Raw genomic sequence first — 16678 nt, 5'->3', positions numbered from 1 at the left:
TCATTTTTCATTGCTTTAGCTTTATTGTAAGAATCCTCAAAGGCAAGCAATAGAACAATCGTCTAAAATCGTTGTACAATTCTGCAAACTTAGAAATGAACGCTGCCAAAACTAGAGAAAAGTCTGATCTAGATTTAATCAACGACTCCCAGGCAAAGCGTGAGGCAGATAGAGCGCAAGCCAACAGAGACGAACTGACTGAGCGGATTGCCCAGGCTATTCATCAGGATGGGATGATTGAGCCACTGACAGGATTGCACTTCAAACGCTCCTCCGCCCCTGGGGAATGTACTCATGGTCTTTCTGTTCCTGCCTTTTGTGTAATTGCCCAAGGCAGTAAAGAAGTGCTTTTGGGGTGCGATCGCTATTTATATGACCCGATACATTATCTGCTGGCTACGGTGGAACTGCCGATTGTCAGTCAAATTCTGGAAGCATCCAAGGAAAAACCGCACCTGAGCCTCCGCCTTGACCTCGACCCCACTCTCGTTAGCTCAGTTATGGTTGAGGCTGGGTATGGCTCATCTCGTAGCCGTGCTGATGTGAAAGCGATCGATGTCAGTCCATTGGATGCAAATCTGTTGGATGCTGTGGTGCGCCTTGTCAGGCTTCTAGATTCCCCTGCTGAGGCTCATGTTCTTGCACCACTGATTAAGCGGGAAATCGTGTATCGGCTCCTGATGGGCGAACAAGGTAATAGGCTCCGTCATATTGCTGTTCTGGGAGGCTACACCCACAACATCGCCAGAGCCGTCGAGCGACTTCGTAAAGACTTTAAGGAGCCGATCAAGATTGAAAGCATCGCACGAGATTTGGGAATGAGTGTTTCCGGCTTTCACCATCACTTCAAGGCAGTCACCGCCATGAGTCCCTTGCAGTTCCAGAAGCAACTACGACTCCAAGAGGCTCGCCGTCTAATGCTGGCGGAAAACCTAGACGCTACCAGTGCAGCTTACCTTGTGGGTTATGATGATGCGTCGCACTTCAACCGGGAGTACAAGCGGCTGTTTGGCGCACCACCAATGCGCGATGTGGAGCGATTGCGAGAAACTGTGAGGGAGAATGTTAGTTCAACAAGGCAAAAGTAAAAAGAAAGAACATTAATACCACAAGCTTTTTAGCAATTTCTTATGGTCTGTTTATTTACGCCGACCTGTACTAGTGAAATACAACTTCCTCAAGATACCCGCCATCTTGCCAGAAATCATTAAAACATTTAAATGTTCTTGTGTCTTATAGTTCTTCATGTCCTCAATCTTTCTTCCTCCACCGACACAACAAATTCATAGCGATATCATCGAAAGTGCTGGTGTGGAAATATCGGTACTACGTCTTGATATGATGCACCCTTGGGTTAACGGTAATAAGTGGTATAAGCTGAAATACAACTTGTTAGAGGCAAAAGCCAGAAATTTCACCACATTGTTAACATTTGGCGGTGCTTATTCAAATCACATTTTTGCCACCGCCGCCGCAGGTAAGTTATTTGGTTTGCAGACAATCGGTGTCATTCGCGGTGAAGAAAGGCTACCGCTTAATCCGACGTTGAGTTTTGCGGTAGAACAGGGGATGCAGCTTGTCTACATGAGTCGCAATAGTTATAAACAACGCAATTCTCCAGAATTACAAGCAGAACTCCGAGAACGTTACGGTGAAGTGTTTATTATTCCTGAAGGTGGATGTAATTTAAATGGTGTGCTTGGCTGTACAGAAATTCTCCAACAAGCAAAAAATTTTGATATTGTTTGCGTTGCTTGTGGGACGGGTACTACTTTTGCCGGGATTTTACTTTCTCTCACTCCACAACAAAAAGCAATTGCTTTTCCTGTTCTCAAAAATGGTGGATTTCTGCAACAAGAAATCGAAATGCTATTGCAGAATTATCTGGCGGCTGATTTACCGATATCAAATAAATCTGTGGGTGCGTGGGAATTAATTTGTGATTATCACTTCGGCGGTTATGCCAAAGTTAACGATGAATTACTAAAGTTTAGCAAACAATTTCAGCAAATCCACGGTATACCTTTAGATTATGTATACACCGCCAAGATGTTTTATGGTGTGATGGATTTATTACAACAGGGGTTTTTTAGTAAAGGCGATCGCATTCTCCTAATTCACACTGGTGGTTTACAAGGCAATTTAGGTATACAAAAAAGATTGAGCCAGTAGTGTGGGCAAATTTTGCCCACACTACAAATTTAATTGATGCCTTTGAGTTTGCGAGTGCTATCAACTAAACTTTGAGCAAAATCATCAAATCTTTGGGAAAGTTTTTCATCTAATAACTTACCTTCGGGGTTAAAAGCACCCCAGGCTTGGCCGATGGCGATTTGTTCTGGAATCACCCAACCATGTACCCAGCGCACAATTATCCGTAAATCATTCAGGGCGTTGCTATTAGATTGACCTCCCAAAACGCTAATAAGTCCTGTGACTTTTCCTGATAGTTCTTCAAAACTCATTAAATCTAGAGCGTTTTTCAATACGCCACTCACGCCGCCGTGATACTCTGGTGTTGCCAAAATCAATCCATCTGCACCACTGACACTATCACGCAGGCGTTTAACATCAGGATATTCGGGATATTCTTTTTCACCGTTGCAAAATGGTAGCTGTAATTGTCGCAAATCCAAAATTTCTACATCTGCACCTATGGCTTGTAATCTTTGGGCTGCAACTTCTAAGGCCAACTGTGTATAGGATTTAGGTCTTAAACTACCACCAATGCCAACAATTTTTACCATAATTTCCTCATCTATTACAAATAAGAAGTCTGAAGTCTGAAATGAAGAAAGAGTTTATAGGCTTTTAGCAATTTATATAGGCTGCTATATTCCCGACTTCTTAAAGAAGTCGAGGATCTGACCACTCCCACTTCTTTTAATTAATGAGATGAACTACTTGTACAGACTTATGATTACAAGTCATAATCATTACGACTATGCTTATCTTAGCGAGTTATGGTTTTGTAGTCAAATTTGTCGCAGCAGTAGATATGAGAAGTCACGAAAAACTGTACTAAAGCAAATAGTCTGTCAAGGTTGGTTCACTTCCCACACCTCCCACACCCCCCACACCCCCCACACTCCCCACACCCCCCACACCCCCCACACTCCCCACACCTCCCACACCCCCCACACCTCCCACACCCCCCACACTCCCCACACCCCCCACACTCCCCACACTCCCCACACCCCCCACACTCCCCACACCCCCCACACTCCCCACAGACCAGGAGTATAATTTATCCTACTAAAATAAAATTCCTTGAGTAGCATAGGTAAAGAGAGTAGGGAATAGTTTGGTGTAGAAGTTAGACTAGATAAAAAACCGTGATTTCCAGTTATTACAATTTTTGCTAGAAAAAGAGGCATAAAATCAGCGCGAAGCTCATGCCAGCAAAAAAAGGGTAAATGATATGAAAAATTTTAGGAGACAGGCATTGATGCAACAGCGATCGCCCATAATCAAACCAACTAAGGCCAACTCAGAGTTAGGCAAAATCCGCCAAAAGCGAACGCCAAAATCTGTGGCTTGGTCTGGGGCGTTAATCGCCAGTTTAATGATGTTGCCAAATATTGTGGGCGGTACACCAGCCCTGGCACAAAGAGCTGATCGCGAAATTAGTTATGGCAAGTTGATTGAAAAAACCGAAAAAGGCGAAGTTAGAAAAGTTGAGTTAGACGAAACAGAACAAACCGCCAAAGTATATTTACAAGGGCAGAGTCCAGATACACCACCGCTACAAGTCAGACTGTTAAATCAAAATACAGAGTTAATTAATAAACTCAAAGCCAAAAACGTCGAGTTTGGGGAAGTTTCTTCTGCTAACAGTCGGGCTGCGGTTGGGTTGTTAATCAACTTGATGTGGATTTTGCCACTGGTAGCATTAATGTTACTGTTTTTGCGTCGCTCCACCAATGCTTCTAACCAAGCGATGAACTTTGGCAAATCCAGAGCGCGTTTCCAAATGGAAGCCAAAACAGGAGTAAAATTTGACGATGTGGCAGGTGTAGAAGAAGCCAAAGAAGAACTCCAAGAAGTTGTCACCTTTTTGAAGCAGCCAGAAAGATTTACGGCTGTCGGCGCACGCATTCCTAAAGGTGTGTTGTTAGTCGGGCCGCCAGGTACAGGTAAAACATTACTGGCAAAAGCGATCGCCGGGGAAGCGGGCGTACCATTTTTTAGCATTTCCGGCTCGGAATTTGTGGAAATGTTTGTTGGTGTCGGTGCTTCTCGTGTGCGGGACTTGTTTAAAAAAGCCAAGGAAAATGCCCCTTGTTTGATATTTATTGATGAAATCGACGCGGTAGGTAGACAACGGGGTGCGGGTATCGGTGGCGGTAACGATGAGAGGGAACAAACCCTCAACCAGTTGCTGACCGAAATGGATGGTTTTGAAGGTAATACAGGCATCATTATTATTGCGGCTACCAACCGTCCTGATGTTTTAGACGCAGCCTTGTTACGTCCTGGACGTTTTGACAGACAAGTAATTGTCGATGCGCCAGATTTAAAAGGGCGATTAGAAATCTTGCAAGTTCATGCCCGGAATAAGAAAATTGATGAGAGTGTGTCATTAGAAGCGATCGCCCGGCGGACACCGGGTTTTACAGGTGCAGATTTAGCCAACTTACTCAACGAAGCCGCCATTCTCACCGCCAGAAGACGCAAAGATGCCATCACCATCTTAGAAATTAATGATGCAGTTGACCGCGTAGTAGCGGGGATGGAAGGTACACCCTTAGTAGATAGCAAAGTCAAACGCTTAATTGCTTATCACGAAATTGGTTACGCCATCGTCGGAACCTTGCTTAAAGACCATGACCCAGTGCAAAAAGTCTCTTTGATTCCGCGCGGACAGTCACGGGGTTTAACTTGGTTCACTCCAGACGAAGAACATTTTCTCATGTCGCGATCGCAGCTATTAGCCAGAATTACCGCCAGATTGGCTGGTAGAGCCGCCGAAGAAGTAATTTTTGGTTTACCAGAAGTCACTGGTGGAATGCGCGAAAACCGTAAATTAGAATTAGCGACAGCCATAGCGCGGCAGATGGTCACACAGTATGGTATGTCCGAAATTGGGCAATTTTGCTTAGAAGCGCCCAATAGCGAGGTATTTTTAGGGCGTGATTGGATGAACAAATCCGAATATTCTGAGGAAATTGCCGCCCAAATTGATCGCAAAGTGCGGGAAATTGTCAATCAATCCTACGACACCGCAAAACGCCTGATTCAAGAAAACCGCACATTAGTTGACCATTTAGTAGAGATTTTGATTGAACAAGAGACCATTGAAGGAGAACAATTCCGTCAAATTGTCGCTGAATATCAAAGTCAACCAATAGCTGATGAGGCGACAGTGGCTGTACCTAATTAAATCAGTTATCAGTTATCAGCTATCAGTTACTAGGCGTATGGTGGGGGATTTAAACCCGCCGCCAACGCACTCCACTAATGGGTGGGGGACTTCAACCCAGGTGTAAAAGAAACTGATAACTGGTCACTGGTCACTGGGAACTTTTAAATAATTATCTGCTGGAAAATTTTGATGAACAGCACACCAGTCAGTCAAGTGCGATGGACAATAGCAGATTTAGCAATCTTTGAGAGCGATCGCAATCATCGCTATGAAATCATTGATGGGGAATTATTTGTGACAAGAGCGCCGCACTGGAAGCATCAAGCAATTTGTATTAACATCGGCACAGTGCTGAAGCTTTGGTCAGAGGAAAGTGGGCTGGGAGAAGTAGCAATTACTCCAGGGATTATTTTTGCGGATGCAGATAATGTGATTCCTGATGTAGTTTGGGCAAGTCATGAGCGCCTAGCGAAAGTTTTAGATGAAGCTGGACATTTGACAGCCGCACCAGAATTGGTAGTGGAGGTGTTGTCTGATGGTGACAAGAATGAGAAACGCGATCGCCAAGCAAAACTCAAGTTATATTCAGTACAAGGAGTCTTGGAATATTGGATTTTTGACCGTCGGGAGCAGAAGGTGGAAGTATACCGACGAGAAAAGGGAGTTTTAAAACTTGTCGCAACGTTATACAGTCAAGATGAATTAACTAGTCCTTTGTTATCAGGATTTAGCTGTATTATCAGCAAACTGTTTTAGCTTCAAAGCCTCTACTTTGGGTGGGAGTAGAAATACTATTTCTGAAAGCAACTTAGTATGAATTTAGCCTATACCCTTTTGAGACAAAATAAAAACCGTAGAAAAATATAATTTCTACGGTTTTATAGTGTGGTGTGAGGAGACTTAACTGATCTCATCATATAACCCATCAGAAGATTATTGACCCATACTTAATAAAATTTGCAGCAAGATTATCGTTTGATGACATAAACCTAAATTCTTAGGTTTTTTATGCTTTCTGTAGTTAATTTTAAACTAAAGCTCCACCACAGCTAGAACCACTCCCTGCTGTACAGCCATAGCAATAAGCGGCTGTTTGGACTTCAGAAATTAAGTCTAAATTACTAGCTGCTAACAATTTAGCTACTGTTAAGTTTTCCCCGTTGGTATTTTTGGCGGGTAGATTCATCATTTGGTTGAAATCACAATCATATACATTTCCTAAATAATCAATCGAAAGTTCATTTCGACACATTAAATGCTCAACAGTACCGACGTTAAAATGGGATTCTAAAAATTGGAGATAGGGGATGTAGAGTTGTTTACGCTCTAAATACAGCTTAGTTCTACCAACTGGTAGATTTGTAATTGTAAATAAATTATTAAATTGAATATTAAAATTATCTATTAGAAATTTTTTGTAATCTTGCTCCAACTGCTGTTGTTCAGGTGCTAAAGCAAATTTTTCCCCTGTAGGTAACTGGGGATTGTAAACTAAATCTAAAATTAAGTTAGGTTCATGACCATAGCCAACGCGGTTCAGCCACTGCAAAGCTTTGATAGAATCATCAAAAACACCAGCGCCGCGCATTTTATCAACATTATCGGCTAAATAACAAGGCAGAGACGCAACTATTCTCACTTGATTTTGGGCAAAATATTCTGGTAAATCACCAAAGCCTTCGACAAAGTAAATAGTCAAGTTAGAGCGGACGATTACTTGTTTATTAGTTGCTCTAGCAGCTTCTACTAATAATTTAAATCCATAATTCATTTCTGGTGCGCCACCAGTCAAATCAACAATTTCAATTTCGGGAAATTTATGGATTAATTCAATTAACTGTGTGCAAATTTCTGGAGACAGTTCTTCTGTACGTTTTGGGCTGGCTTCAACATGACAATGGTTGCAAGCAAGGTTGCAACGTTTACCCAGGTTAATTTGCAAAACAGTAATTGGCTTTTTAGTTAATGGTGTATTTAATTTCTGGTTAAAGGTAGTACATTTTGAGGTAGTTTGCATGAGTTGATATTCCTAATTTAAACTAGAAAAAATACAGCTAACAGCGTTTTTCGGTTGAGTGCAGTACAAGTTAATAGGGGCTAGAGACTAGATGAATGTACCTTATTGGAGTGAAAAACGCTGTCGATAAATGTTTTTTTAAGAATACATAATCTATACTTCGGAATTGAGCAGGGTTTAATAAATCATAAGTCTAAACTAGTTAAATTTTTTGCCTCAGCAAAGCTGGTTAATCATGCTGGATTCTGACTTCCGAATTATTAATATCTTTAGCCTTGTAATAATCTATAAGCTATACCACTAATAATTGCTGTGGCGGGTAAAGTAAAAATCCAAGCAAAAATTATTTGCCAGAAAACACGTAAATATACTTGTTTTGCGGTTAAGCCAGCGCCAACAATGGAACTAACTGCAACATGAGTTGTAGAAATAGGTAAACCAAAATAAGTTGCTGCGATCGCTAAAAATCCGGTCACGAAATTTGCAGACAAACCTTGAGTAGAATCTATAGTAGCCAGTCTTGTACTCATGGTGGCAGCAATTCTTTGAGAATTGAGTAACCCACCTAATCCCATCGCCATTGCAATGGTTAACATTCCACCTTGAATGGAAAAATATTCAATAATCAGAATAATCGAAACTAACTTGGGAGTTTGACTGAAGCCTCTGGCAAAACTGACAACTGCTGCACTGATAAAATGCAGTGTATCTACGAGCTTTTGATTAGACAATAAGTTAAACTTAGAATCAGTATATACAAATAATTTATAAAGACCTGCTGCTAATAAAATTGCAATTATGGGACTCAATACTAAAGGTAAAACAAAATATCTAAGTAATACACTAAAATTAACCTTGAGACCGATCGCAACTAATCCCGCCCCTAATAACCCACCTGTTAAACTGTGAGTTGTCGAAATTGGAAACCCTGTCAAAGCAGCCATTAACACTGTAACACCAGATGCGATCGCCACTGCTAAATGAATTTCTGGCACATTAGCAATTTCATCGGGAAAAATACCTTGTCCCGAAAAGTTTTGGACTAATGTACCAGCCATAAATATCGAAGAAACTGCACCAGCAAAGGTCATAATAGTTGCCCACACAATCGCCGTTTGGTAGCTAGTTGTGCCACTACCAAACAGTGTTGCTACACCCTTAAAATTATCATTTGCTCCATGAGAGTATGCCAGAAATAACGTAGCCAAAAATAAACTAATAATTAACATTTTGGGTTTTAATTTTAACAGCAACCACCACCGTTATAGTGCCAGGTTGAATCAGTAATTATGATTTGCTGCGGCTCTAAAGTCGCCAGTTTAGCAGCCGTTTTGTCACAGACTGCGGCGGGAATCCCACGCTGAAGCAGATGTCCTGCGCCATCATCAAATAAAGCTGCTGTACCAAAGTAAATGGCTGTTTTGCCAGTAAAAATACAAGCGCCATCTTCTGGAATTGCAACTTTAAAAGCCACTGAATCAAGACTTTCTAGTAATAGGTTTGCTTCTAAGTTGTAAGTTTGAGCATCCAGTAAACGATAAGGGCGACGGGCGCGAATTTCAATTTGTCCGAAACCAGCATCAATTATGCGCTGAGTATACTCGTCGTAGGTAATTGCGCCTGACAAACACATAGCGCGTAGTTGCTCATCTTGTTGAAGATGGGTAGGAATTGGACTGGTTGCAATGGGGTCACTCATTTGCAAACGTCCACCGGGTTTCAGCACACGATATGCTTCTTTTAAAGCTCTGGTTAAATCTTCTGGTTCAAAAATGTTGAACAGGCAATTCTGGGCGACAATATCCACCGAAGCATCAGCTACAGGCAAATTAAAAGCATCACCTGGGCGAATTTCGACAAAATTAGGATTAAACCAAGAGTTTTCGGTGGCGGCAATTTCGAGGTTACGTGTAGCAGCCTCTCGCATAGCAGCCACAGGTTCAACAGCAATTACCGCACCAGCATAACGAGAAAAATAAGCGAATTGTAACGCTTCTAATCCACCGCCCACGCCAACATACAGCACAGTTGGTTGGTTGATCAGTTCTGTTGGGTGAACCGTTGTACCACAACCATAGTTCATTTCTTGCATCGGCAAAGGAATTTTTAAGCCAGGGAATTGCAAGGGTGAACTTTGGACACAACAAAGTCCTACTTCGGGTGTTTCTGCCACTTCACGGTAAAATTCTGCTGCTGTTTCTAAATAAGTCATGAAAGTCGGGATATTAGGTTTTTTCAGGAATACTCAACTCTGTGCATCCTAATATAACCAAGTATCGCCTAAATGAATTTATCCTGAGAGAGAAAGTATGAAATATAAAGTGTGAAGTATGTAGACGCGCTTCGCACGGCTTCCCGTTCGCATAGCGTCTCCCTTTGGGAGAAGGGTAGTGTGAATTTAAATTTCAATCACGACTTTACCAAAGTGGGCAGCAGTTTCGAGGTAGCGATATGCTTCTGGGGCGGCGGTGAATGGAAACACAGAATCAATTATGGGAAAGATTTGATGGTGAGATATTGCTTGATTCATCATTTCAAACATTTCTCGACTGCCTACATAAATGCCTTGTAAGGTAAGACTTTTAGCTAATATGGGCATAGGATCAATGTCACCGCCTCTTGTCAGCACACCGATTAAGCTCACACGTCCTCCAATTCTGGCGGCTTGGAGTGATTGTGGTAAAGTACCTGCACCACCCACTTCGATGACGTGATCTACACCAAGGCGATTTGTTAACTCATAAACTTGCTGTTGCCAATTTGGTGTGGTTTTGTAATTGATAATTTCATCTGCACCTAGTTGTTTGGCGCGGGCTAATTTCTCATCGCTGCTAGAAGTAATGATGACTTTTGCATTGTGGAGTTTGGCAAACTGAAGGGCAAATATCGAAACTCCGCCAGTACCCAGCAATAATATAGTGTGATTGGTGCGAATGTGACCTTTTGTAACTAAGGCGTGCCAAGCAGTGACAGCAGCGCAGGGTAAAGTGGCTGCTTGGGTGTAGGAGAGGTGATCAGGTAAGATTACTAGCCCATTTTGGTCTAGTACAACGTATTCAGCAAGCATTCCGTCAATGCTGCCACCTAAATCAGACTTCATTTTCTGTCTGGTTGGGGAGTCGTCAATCCAAGTTTGAAAGAAAATCCCGGCGACGCGATCGCCTGTTTTTACCCTTGTCACACCTTCACCCACGGCGACAACTTCCCCCGCACCATCAGACATAGGAATTAGCGGATATGTCAATTTAGAACCGTAGTTGCCCTCAGCTACTAACAAGTCACGGTAATTTAAAGATGTGGCTCTTACCTTAATGAGGACTTGTCCGGCTGTGGGTTCTGGTTGGGGGCGATCAACTAATTTTAAAGCATCAATGCCGGCATCACTTTGGATTTCGTAAGCTTTCATCAACTTCTACCATCATCGGATGAATCAATCATTCTAAGCATCACCTATAGGAATCCGGTTTGATTTCTGAATTTATTTGTGTAGTTAGGGAATAGGGAATGGGGAGTCGGGAGTAGGAAAGAAGCCTGATCTGAGTGTACTGATTTTTTTCCCAAATCAAATATGAGTCCTATATATTTATGGCGATGCCAAAAAAGTAGATTCAAACAACTCCTCGATCGCTCACCTGATGGGTTAACAAACAATTTTTTGTGTGGAATCCTTGACTTTTACACCCCTTCACCCTCTCCTCGACCCTTGATTGTTCATTTTTATGCGTCAATGCTATTTAAGTTAGATGAATTACGGATGTCTCTGTCTGAAGAGAGTAAATTGGTGAGTGTTGATTTACCTTGATGCAATATTTGCAACTTCAGGTTTGAGAATGAATCATGGATTTGAATAAAACTTACAAATCAACACACACTGATTCAATTTCATTTGCTTGAATAGCTATATTGATAGAATTGAAATTCACGTTTCTGGACTATGGCAAGTAAATATATAGACGTGCAGGAATACACTGTTAGAGCGCATAAAAGACTAATTCACACCAGGGTGTTTCACTTTGTCTGTAAAGAATGCAATCAGACAACTAAACGCGAGACTTTTGGCCCTCGTCCTTTATATTGCGAAAGCTGCCGTCCCCCACAAGCACCACGCAAATCTCCGCAGCCATCTCAAAAAGCCAAACCAAGGCCAATGACTTATACAAGTGACACCACGTTGGGTTGATGTAACGCTTTATGAAACCGCAATTGCAATTGGAACCACCCCCACAATCATTAATCACGCCTTTGTTAGAGTTACGAGACTACTATGCGCGATTGGTTGAAGAATATGGCACTTTATACAATCAGGCGCGATCGCAACTCGATAATGTTGAAGGTTTGTTATCTAGTTGGTCGTCACTTTCAGAAGCTAACAACAAGCTACTGACGGTTGAAGTTGTGAACGAAATGCTTTCGGCCTCTAAAGAAGATTTACTTTTATCTCCTTCATCTCAGAAATCTGATGGTGAATTAGCGGCGCATCCAGATTCACCACAACCAAACACAGAAGCATTAGAAACAGATAGTTCTGCTGCAACAACCAACGTCAACGAGTCCCCAGCTACAGACTTTAGTTTCTCAAACAGAGATTTCTCGCTGAACAATGTAGATATTCCGATGTTGAGTGAGTATAACTCTTTAACTCGGATGGAAGCTATCAAACAGCTATTAGAACAACATCTGGGTACTGTTTGCCACATAGATTTCATTGTGCGATCGCTTTATGGTGACTTAGACCCCCATGTCTTTAAAGTGGTCAAAGGTAGAGTGCAATCTTCACTCACCCAAGGTAGAGAAAGACAAGCTTGGTTTGGTATACCGAATGAACCTGGTTGTTACACCCTAGATTTGAGTTTAGTCACCACCAATCAAACCACCAGTAACTCTAAGACTGGGAAAACTAAGAAGAAACCGGTTGTCGTACCACAAGCAAAAGTTGTTCCAATGCTCAAAGCCTATGAAGGACAATTTTTGATTGATGCTTTAACTATTTTCTTTAGGCAACATCCAGGGAAAGTTTTTAGCGTGGCTGAAGTCATCACGGGAATTTATGGCAATCTGAACGCAGAAGAAGTGCGAGAAGTGAAAAGTAAGGTACTAAATGAACTCTCACGCGGTTATCGCATAGGAAGATTCTCTAGAATGCCTGATACAGTCGGCTTTTACACTTGGGATACAAAGTTAGTTCGTAAGGGGAGTGGGGAGTAGGGGGTGGGGAGTGGGGAGTGGGGAGTGGGGAGTGGGGAGTGGGGAGTAGGGGGTAGGGAGTGGGGAGTAGGGAGTAGGGGGTAGGGAGTGGGGAGTAGGGGAAAATTTTTTTACTCATTACTCAGCACTCAGCACTCAGCACTCAGCACTCAGCACTCAGCACTCAGCACTCAGCACTCAGCACTCAGCACTCAGCACTCAGCACTCAGCACTCAACACTCAACACTCAACACTCATTACTCTCTACGTACTTAATCTACCCAGGCTAAACTACGCTGAACTGCTTTTTGCCAAGTGCTAAAGTTAGCCAAGGCGTTATTCCTGGCTGGATTAGGCTCAAAGATGTGGTCTATTTGCCGTTGATTAACTAATGTGGTGTAGCTGTCCCAAAATCCAACGGCTAAACCGGCGGCAAATGCTACTCCTTGTACGGTGGTATCGCGCATTTTTGGGCGTTCTACGGGGATGCCCAAGACATCGGCTTGAAATTGCATCAGAAAGTTATTTTCACAAGCACCGCCATCGACGATTAACCGCTTCATTGGCGTAGGAGAACAAGCATTGATGGCTTGAACAACTTCCACAACTTGGTAAGCGATCGCTTCTAAAACAGCCCGCACTAAATGTTGGGGTTGGACGCTGGCGGTAATGCCAAAAAAAGCTCCTCTAGCATTCATATCCCAGTGTGGCGCACCGAGTCCACTAAAGGCAGGGACAAAATACACGCCGCCGTTATCTGACACTTGGTTAGCCATTGCTTCGGTTTCGGCGGCAGTTTTGATCAGTTTGATGCCATCGCGCAACCATTGGATACAAGCGCCACTAGTAAACATACTGCCTTCTAAGGCGTAACCAATTTTTAAATTACTGTTGTCTTGCGCTTGTGTCCAAGCCAAGGTGGAAATGAGTTGATGTTGCGATCGCACAATTTCTGCACCTGTATGAGCTACCAAAAAGCTACCAGTGCCATAAGTACATTTCATTAACCCAGGGCGATCGCAGCCATGACCAAATAATGCTGCTTGTTGGTCGCCTAAAATCGCTGTGATCGGAATTTCCGCACCCAACAAAGTTTGATCAGTCACACCAAATTTGCCTAAACTGGGTTGAATCTGGGGCAGAATCTGAGCCGGAATTTGCAATATTTCGAGTAACTTTTCATCCCAGGTGCAGGTTTTGAGGTTCATTAACATTGTGCGGCTGGCGTTGCTGTGGTCGGTTGCGTGGACTTTCCCACCTGTTAATTTCCACAATACCCAAGTATCAATTGTGCCTGCCAAAACATTGTCTAAATCAATCTCTGCAACATTTTCTAATAACCATCTCAACTTTGTTGCCGAAAAATAAGCATCAATCACCAAACCAGTGCGGTCATAAATTTCGGCGGCGTAACCTTGGGCTTGTAATTGATTGCAAAGGGGTGCTGTGCGGCGGTCTTGCCAAACAATGGCTTTATGTAGCGGCTTACCAGTGGTTTTATCCCAAATTAAGCAGGTTTCCCGTTGTACAGTTAATCCCAAAGCGACGATATCTGATGGCGCAATTTCAGCATTAGCGATCGCATTTTGCATTACCCAGCAGGTATCTCGCCAAATTTCTTCCGGGTCATGTTCTAACCAACCCGGCTGCGGATAATACTGAGTAAGTTCTTTATATGCTTGCCCAACAATTTGACCTGCATGGTTAAACAAAAAAGCACGATTGCCTGTTGTACCCAAGTCCAAAGCCAAAATATAGCCTGATGATGGAGATTTACTATCCAAGGTTACTGATGAAGTATGAAGTCTGAAGTCACGCCGTGTGCGACTTTCTCTCAAACCTAAACCCCAACCCCTTCCCTGGTAGGGAAGGGGAGCAAGATTCAAAGCCTCTCTCCGTTTCGGGGAGCCAGCGCGTTGCGGAGGTTCCCTCCGTTGTAGCGACTGGCGTGAGAGGTTTGGAGAGGGGTTTCAAGAATAAGTCGCACATCGCGTGAAGTCATTTTTGGGTAAGGATATCACAAACAGGACTTCTGCACAAAGATTGTTTATGAAGACTGGGTGTGGGGGTGAAAGGGGTATGGGATGTCGCCGTGAGCGTCAGCCGAAAGGTATCAGGGTTTTGAATAAGTACACGCCCTACACTTTTAAAATAATATGTTTTTTAGCATCAATACTAATTAAACCTTGTTGTTGCAATTTTCCTAACAATCTTGTAATGGTGACTCTGGTAGTACCGCAAGCACTTGCTATATCTTCATGAGTCAAGCGGACGCTTAAGCGAGTCCCTTCTTCTACTGGTTCACCAATTTCCTGTTTGAGAAGTTCTAATAAATGTTGTAAACGGTCTTCGACTAATTGCTTTTTGGAGATGACTAAAAATGATTCTGTTTGTTGTAACCGTTGATTGATTTTGGGTAACAAACTATGACTCAATGCTGGTGTAACTGATAATTCTGACAAATAAATTGGTACTAGCTCCACATCTGATAAAGCAGTAGCTTGGTAAATGGATAGAGAAGTCATCCCAGAACCAAACACCATTTGTGTTTTTGCCAATCCTAACAAGATTTCTTCGCCAGTTTCACAAAATGTACTGAGTTTGACTAAACCTTGGAAAATATACCAAACCACTGAGTTATTGAGAGGAATCGTTTCACCTTTAGAATATTTGTATCGAGGGCGATTTTGGATGAACTCGCTGTAACTCTCGGTTGATTGTAATTCTGTTTGCTGGCGATCGCTAATATTCCGCAGTAACCAGAGTAAGTTAATAGCCTTACCTTCTGGGTTACGGATGACTCTGACTGTGAAAGCTGCGTCAAAATATTCGCCATGACGTTGTTGCAAGCGAATAATTAACTCTTTTGTTCTATCTGCTTGATATAGCTGATGGAGTTCTTGGCGAAAGTGCTGTCTTTCTTCTAAACAAACAAATTGAATTATAGCTTTGCCGATGAGAAATTTTTTGGGAATGTTCAGTAATTTCGTTGCAGCTATGTTGGCGTTTTGAATAATCCCCGCTTTATCAGTGACTAAAGAGCCATCTGGCGCATACTCAAATAAATTTTGGTAATTTTGGCGTTCGGTTTCCAGTAAAATTTGTGTTTCTTTAAGTGCTTCATTTTGCTGATACAGTTCTTTTGCTGCTAACTGTAACATCTTGGAATTACTATAAAGTTCTTGATAAGCCTGGGGTAGCATATCGGCAGGAATCCAAGGTAAAATACTAGCAGTTTGGTGCAAATCTGCTAGAGGTTTGTGCAAGGCTTCTAAACGTTTGATAAATAATTTTATATTCATCTTGTCGTCCTGCTATCTGCCAATACGGTTCAGTTAATGTGATGAGATTTGATTTCTCAATTTCTGCTCTACCTATTAGATAATGAGCAAGATTTGGGGGATGCTCCCCCAAACCCCCTCCAAAATTATTCTTTCGTTTTTTGTTGAGTCATTATTTTTTGATTTTGTGGTAATTTAGGTTTCTTATCTGAACCGTATTGTGCTATCTGCTTGCATATATAAAGAACATCAAAATTTAAGGATTCTATTAACCAACATAATTGGTCTGATAAACTGCGTAATGATGCTTTTTATCAGAGATATTTAGTATTAGATTTATTTGAAATATTAGAATTGATTATTTTTAATTTATGCTCATCAAGATACTACAGATAGTTTATTTATGGAGACTTGGCTATTTGATAAAATTAGGTCAATTATCATATTTCATATATAATATTACCAAATAATTTATCAATTTTTGCCTTGCCTATCTTGTCACTTTTGTTCACATATCAAATAGAACTTTTATATATTTAATATTGAGCATTTTTTAGGATTTAGGATAATCCATGAACATAGATTCAGTCTAAATTTATATTACAGCCTACTAGTAGTTATTGCTTTTACTTTTGTGATAAAAGTTTAGAATTGGCTCAAAAATCTGTAATAAAGTGGCTAAAATGAGACTGCGATCGCACAAATAAATATTTATGAGATGCTTTCTCAGTATTCAAAATAATCATTTTAGTTCCCCGACTGTGGATAAATCGGGGATGCTGTTATTTACAAATGATGTAGAACTGCTTTAGCTCAACGATAGTTGTGAAT

General features: G+C 41.8%; 14 protein-coding genes. 6 read left to right on the top strand and 8 right to left on the bottom strand.

From position 1 onward, the window contains the following. The first annotated feature begins 95 nt into the window (after positions 1–95). Together H6G77_RS13240 and H6G77_RS13235 are read left to right on the top strand one after the other, a co-directional pair. Positions 96–1088 (top strand): AraC family transcriptional regulator, encoded by a 993-nt coding sequence (locus H6G77_RS13240; RefSeq protein ID WP_190589688.1) that lies wholly within the window; start codon positions 96–98, stop codon positions 1086–1088. Positions 1089–1245: 157 nt separating this feature from the next. Then, positions 1246–2172 (top strand): 1-aminocyclopropane-1-carboxylate deaminase/D-cysteine desulfhydrase, encoded by a 927-nt coding sequence (locus H6G77_RS13235; protein WP_190589689.1) that lies wholly within the window; start codon positions 1246–1248, stop codon positions 2170–2172. 29 nt (positions 2173–2201) lie between these two features. Here the strand turns inward: H6G77_RS13235 and H6G77_RS13230 are convergent, their stop codons facing one another. Then, the gene (locus H6G77_RS13230; protein WP_190589690.1) at positions 2202–2747 is read right to left on the bottom strand and encodes an NADPH-dependent FMN reductase; all 546 of its coding nucleotides are present in this window, start codon (positions 2745–2747) and stop codon (positions 2202–2204) included. A 274-nt stretch (positions 2748–3021) separates the two neighbouring features. After that, entirely contained in the window at positions 3022–3231 is a 210-nt protein-coding gene (locus tag H6G77_RS13225; RefSeq protein WP_190871797.1) for a hypothetical protein, read from the bottom strand. Between the two features lie 190 nt (positions 3232–3421). On the opposite strand from H6G77_RS13225, the gene ftsH reads away from it, so the two are divergent. Both ftsH and H6G77_RS13215 read left to right on the top strand, forming a co-directional pair. Further along, positions 3422–5383 (top strand): ATP-dependent zinc metalloprotease FtsH, encoded by a 1962-nt coding sequence (gene ftsH / locus H6G77_RS13220; RefSeq protein WP_396019800.1) that lies wholly within the window; start codon positions 3422–3424, stop codon positions 5381–5383. Positions 5384–5554: 171 nt separating this feature from the next. Next, positions 5555–6121, top strand: a complete 567-nt coding sequence (locus H6G77_RS13215) for a Uma2 family endonuclease (RefSeq protein WP_190589692.1) — start codon at positions 5555–5557, stop codon at positions 6119–6121. Positions 6122–6392: 271 nt separating this feature from the next. Here H6G77_RS13215 and arsS read toward each other — a convergent pair whose 3' ends face one another. The 4 genes from arsS to H6G77_RS13195 all read right to left on the bottom strand — a co-directional run bounded on the left by arsS (position 6393) and on the right by H6G77_RS13195 (position 10788). Further along, complete coding sequence (gene arsS, locus H6G77_RS13210) at positions 6393–7382, bottom strand: arsenosugar biosynthesis radical SAM (seleno)protein ArsS (RefSeq protein ID WP_190871796.1); 990 nt, start codon at positions 7380–7382, stop codon at positions 6393–6395. Between the two features lie 269 nt (positions 7383–7651). Continuing rightward, positions 7652–8611 carry an inorganic phosphate transporter gene (locus tag H6G77_RS13205; RefSeq protein WP_190871795.1) on the bottom strand — a complete coding sequence of 320 codons (960 nt, stop codon included), beginning with the start codon at positions 8609–8611 and terminating at the stop codon, positions 7652–7654. 14 nt (positions 8612–8625) lie between these two features. Beyond that, positions 8626–9594: an arsenosugar biosynthesis arsenite methyltransferase ArsM gene (gene arsM, locus H6G77_RS13200; RefSeq protein ID WP_190589695.1), complete on the bottom strand. Its 969-nt coding sequence runs from the start codon at positions 9592–9594 to the stop codon at positions 8626–8628. 186 nt (positions 9595–9780) lie between these two features. After that, complete coding sequence (locus H6G77_RS13195; protein ID WP_190871794.1) at positions 9781–10788, bottom strand: NAD(P)-dependent alcohol dehydrogenase; 1008 nt, start codon at positions 10786–10788, stop codon at positions 9781–9783. Between the two features lie 528 nt (positions 10789–11316). On the opposite strand from H6G77_RS13195, the gene H6G77_RS13190 reads away from it, so the two are divergent. Continuing rightward, complete coding sequence (locus tag H6G77_RS13190) at positions 11317–11562, top strand: hypothetical protein (RefSeq protein ID WP_190589697.1); 246 nt, start codon at positions 11317–11319, stop codon at positions 11560–11562. An 11-nt stretch (positions 11563–11573) separates the two neighbouring features. Continuing rightward, on the top strand, positions 11574–12587 hold the full coding sequence (locus H6G77_RS13185) for a hypothetical protein (RefSeq protein ID WP_190669343.1): 1014 nt from the start codon (positions 11574–11576) through the stop codon (positions 12585–12587). Between the two features lie 251 nt (positions 12588–12838). Here H6G77_RS13185 and glpK read toward each other — a convergent pair whose 3' ends face one another. After that, positions 12839–14350 (bottom strand): glycerol kinase GlpK, encoded by a 1512-nt coding sequence (gene glpK / locus H6G77_RS13180; protein ID WP_190871793.1) that lies wholly within the window; start codon positions 14348–14350, stop codon positions 12839–12841. Between the two features lie 354 nt (positions 14351–14704). Then, a complete protein-coding gene (locus tag H6G77_RS13175; RefSeq protein ID WP_190871792.1) occupies positions 14705–15868 on the bottom strand; it encodes a helix-turn-helix domain-containing protein in 1164 nt (387 codons plus the stop codon). Positions 15869–16678 lie beyond the last annotated feature (810 nt).

This window comes from Aulosira sp. FACHB-615 (assembly GCF_014698045.1).
GTDB lineage: Bacteria > Cyanobacteriota > Cyanobacteriia > Cyanobacteriales > Nostocaceae > Nostoc_B.
The sequence above is the reverse complement of the archived record's forward strand: the minus strand, read 5'-3'. Positions and strand labels throughout refer to the sequence as shown.

Excerpts from the sequence above, each read along its gene's own strand:
- H6G77_RS13240 (WP_190589688.1), top strand. The coding sequence starts at position 96 with ATGAACGCTGCCAAAACTAGAGAAAAGTCTGATCTAGATTTAATCAAC.
- H6G77_RS13235 (WP_190589689.1), top strand. The coding sequence starts at position 1,246 with ATGTCCTCAATCTTTCTTCCTCCACCGACACAACAAATTCATAGCGAT.
- H6G77_RS13230 (WP_190589690.1), bottom strand. The coding sequence starts at position 2,747 with ATGGTAAAAATTGTTGGCATTGGTGGTAGTTTAAGACCTAAATCCTAT.
- ftsH (WP_396019800.1), top strand. The coding sequence starts at position 3,422 with ATGAAAAATTTTAGGAGACAGGCATTGATGCAACAGCGATCGCCCATA.
- H6G77_RS13215 (WP_190589692.1), top strand. The coding sequence starts at position 5,555 with ATGAACAGCACACCAGTCAGTCAAGTGCGATGGACAATAGCAGATTTA.
- arsS (WP_190871796.1), bottom strand. The coding sequence starts at position 7,382 with ATGCAAACTACCTCAAAATGTACTACCTTTAACCAGAAATTAAATACA.
- H6G77_RS13205 (WP_190871795.1), bottom strand. The coding sequence starts at position 8,611 with ATGTTAATTATTAGTTTATTTTTGGCTACGTTATTTCTGGCATACTCT.
- arsM (WP_190589695.1), bottom strand. The coding sequence starts at position 9,594 with ATGACTTATTTAGAAACAGCAGCAGAATTTTACCGTGAAGTGGCAGAA.
- H6G77_RS13195 (WP_190871794.1), bottom strand. The coding sequence starts at position 10,788 with ATGAAAGCTTACGAAATCCAAAGTGATGCCGGCATTGATGCTTTAAAA.
- H6G77_RS13190 (WP_190589697.1), top strand. The coding sequence starts at position 11,317 with ATGGCAAGTAAATATATAGACGTGCAGGAATACACTGTTAGAGCGCAT.
- H6G77_RS13185 (WP_190669343.1), top strand. The coding sequence starts at position 11,574 with ATGAAACCGCAATTGCAATTGGAACCACCCCCACAATCATTAATCACG.
- H6G77_RS13175 (WP_190871792.1), bottom strand. The coding sequence starts at position 15,868 with ATGAATATAAAATTATTTATCAAACGTTTAGAAGCCTTGCACAAACCT.